The organism is Oceanobacter sp. 4_MG-2023 (assembly GCF_030689165.1).
Taxonomy (GTDB): domain Bacteria; phylum Pseudomonadota; class Gammaproteobacteria; order Pseudomonadales; family Oceanobacteraceae; genus Oceanobacter.
Genome location: NZ_JAUYVV010000047.1, coordinates 1 through 3,336 on the forward strand (window position 1 = coordinate 1; position 3,336 = coordinate 3,336).

General features: G+C 51.2%; 2 rRNA genes. Both read right to left on the minus strand.

Features of this window, described 5'->3' with window-relative positions:
* Positions 1–24: 24 nt before the first annotated feature.
* Positions 25–140 (minus strand): 5S ribosomal RNA (gene rrf, locus Q8W24_RS16605).
* A 167-nt stretch (positions 141–307) separates the two neighbouring features.
* Positions 308–3,192: ribosomal RNA gene (locus Q8W24_RS16610) — 23S ribosomal RNA — on the minus strand.
* Positions 3,193–3,336: the final 144 nt, after the last annotated feature.

Consider the following 3,336-nt stretch of genomic DNA (forward strand, 5'->3'; position numbering starts at 1 on the left):
CAGGACGGGGTATTTCGTTTAAGAGCTTGACGATGACCTACTCTCACATGGGGAAGCCCCACACTACCATCGGCGATGCTGCGTTTCACTTCTGAGTTCGGGATGGATTCAGGTGGTTCCACAGCTCTATTGTCGTCAAGCAAACTGTTATGGTGTTGTCTGTCTTAAGGGGATCCTGTGAGGGATCGACCCGGCAGCGTTCACCAAATAAGGTTGGATACATGAGTTTTTTTGAGAGATTCTTAACATTTTGTCTAGCAGTTGCTCAGGGCTTGGGTCGTTAGTAACAGCCCGGTTTGGGTGTTATATGGTCAAGCCTCACGGGCAATTAGTATCAGTTAGCTCAACGCCTCGCAACGCTTACACATCTGACCTATCAACCTGGTGGTCTTCCAGGGCCCTACAGGGAACTCAAGGTTCCAGTGAGATCTCATCTTGAAGGAGGCTTCACGCTTAGATGCTTTCAGCGTTTATCCCGTCCGAACGTAGCTACCCGGCAATGCATCTGGCGATACAACCGGAACACCAGAGGTTCGTCCACTCCGGTCCTCTCGTACTAGGAGCAGCTCTTCTCAAATCTCAAACGCCCACGGCAGATAGGGACCGAACTGTCTCACGACGTTCTAAACCCAGCTCGCGTACCACTTTAAATGGCGAACAGCCATACCCTTGGGACCGGCTTCAGCCCCAGGATGTGATGAGCCGACATCGAGGTGCCAAACACCGCCGTCGATGTGAACTCTTGGGCGGTATCAGCCTGTTATCCCCGGAGTACCTTTTATCCGTTGAGCGATGGCCCTTCCATACAGAACCACCGGATCACTATGACCTACTTTCGTACCTGCTCGACGTGTCTGTCTCGCAGTTAAGCCGGCTTGTGCCATTACACTAACCTCCTGATGTCCGACCAGGATTAGCCGACCTTCGTGCTCCTCCGTTACTCTTTGGGAGGAGACCGCCCCAGTCAAACTACCCACCACACAGTGTCCTCGATCCAGATAATGGACCTGAGTTAGAACCCCAAATTGACCAGGCTGGTATTTCAAGGTTGGCTCCACGACAACTGGCGTCATCGCTTCAAAGCCTCCCAGCTATCCTACACAAGCCAATTCAAAGTTCACTGTGAAGCTGTAGTAAAGGTTCACGGGGTCTTTCCGTCTAGCCGCGGGAACGCAGCATCTTAACTGCGAATTCAATTTCACTGAGTCTCGGGTGGAGACAGTGTGACCGTCATTACGCCATTCGTGCAGGTCGGAACTTACCCGACAAGGAATTTCGCTACCTTAGGACCGTTATAGTTACGGCCGCCGTTTACCGGGGCTTCGATCAAGAGCTTCTCCGAAGATAACCCCATCAATTAACCTTCCGGCACCGGGCAGGCGTCACACCCTATACGTCCACTTTCGTGTTTGCAGAGTGCTGTGTTTTTAATAAACAGTTGCAGCCACCTGGTATCTTCGACCGGTCTCAGCTTACGGAGTAAATCCTTCACCAAAACCGGCGCACCTTCTCCCGAAGTTACGGTGCCATTTTGCCTAGTTCCTTCACCCGAGTTCTCTCAAGCGCCTTGGTATTCTCTACCTACCCACCTGTGTCGGTTTAGAGTACGGTTCATTTGTAGCTGAAGCTTAGAGGCTTTTCTTGGAAGCATGGCATCGACCACTTCGGACTCCGTAGAGTCACCGTCGTCGCTTCTCGGCATAAAGATCCCGGATTTGCCTAAGATCTCTGCCTACCAGCTTAAACACGGACAACCAACGCCGTGCTGGCCTAGCCTTCTCCGTCCCCCCATCGCACTACAAACAAGTACAGGAATATTAACCTGTTTCCCATCGACTACGCTCTTCAGCCTCGCCTTAGGGGCCGACTAACCCTGCCCCGATTAACGTTGGACAGGAACCCTTGGGTTTCCGGCGGGGGAGTTTTTCACTCCCCTTGTCGTTACTTATGTCAGCATTCGCACTTCTGATACCTCCAGCCTGGTTCACACCTTGACCTTCAACGGCTTACAGAACGCTCCTCTACCATGCGTATGAATACGCATCCGTAGCTTCGGTGTACAGTTTGAGCCCCGTTATATCTTCCGCGCAGGCCGACTCGACTAGTGAGCTATTACGCTTTCTTTAAAGGGTGGCTGCTTCTAAGCCAACCTCCTAGCTGTCTGGGCCTTCCCACATCGTTTCCCACTTAACTGTAACTTTGGGACCTTAGCTGACGGTCTGGGTTGTTTCCCTTTTCACGACGGACGTTAGCACCCGCCGTGTGTCTCCCATGATTGAACTCACCGGTATTCGGAGTTTGCAAAGGGTTGGTAAGTCGGGATGACCCCCTAGCCTTAACAGTGCTCTACCCCCGGTGGTTATACATGAGGCACTACCTAAATAGTTTTCGAGGAGAACCAGCTATCTCCGAGCTTGATTAGCCTTTCACTCCGATCCACAAGTCATCCCCTACCTTTTCAACGGGAGTGGGTTCGGTCCTCCAGTGCCTGTTACGGCACCTTCAACCTGCTCATGGATAGATCGCCCGGTTTCGGGTCTAATGCTAGCGACTGGACGCCCAGTTAAGACTCGCTTTCGCTACGGCTCCGTTAACACTTAACCTTGCCACTAACATTAAGTCGCTGACCCATTATACAAAAGGTACGCAGTCACCGAACAAGTCGGCTCCCACTGCTTGTACGTACGCGGTTTCAGGGTCTATTTCACTCCCCTAACAGGGGTTCTTTTCGCCTTTCCCTCACGGTACTAGTTCACTATCGGTCATCTGGGAGTATTTAGCCTTGGAGGATGGTCCCCCCATGTTCAGTCAGGATAACACGTGTCCCGACCTACTCGTTTTCACAATCTATAAGTTTTCGTATACGGGGCTATCACCCACTATGGCGGCACTTTCCAGAGCCTTCTACTAACTACAAGATTGCTTAAGGGCTAGTCCCCGTTCGCTCGCCGCTACTAAGGGAATCTCGGTTGATTTCTTTTCCTCGGGGTACTTAGATGTTTCAGTTCTCCCGGTTCGCCTCTTACACCTATGAATTCAGTGCAAGATACCTGTAAACAGGTGGGTTTCCCCATTCAGAGATCTCCGGGTCACAGGTTGTTTGCCACCTCACCGAAGCTTATCGCAGGCTACCACGTCTTTCATCGCCTCCAGATGCCAAGGCATCCACCGCGCACGCTTAGTCACTTGACCATATAACCCCAAACCGTTTACCTTCCTACAAGCTATGAGGAAGAAAACTTTCATGGCAGGGTTAATGTTGACGTTAATCCGCCAAGCAACTGCTAGCTTTCTATGTTGAGAATCTCAATTCTCATGTATCCAAATTTTTAAAGA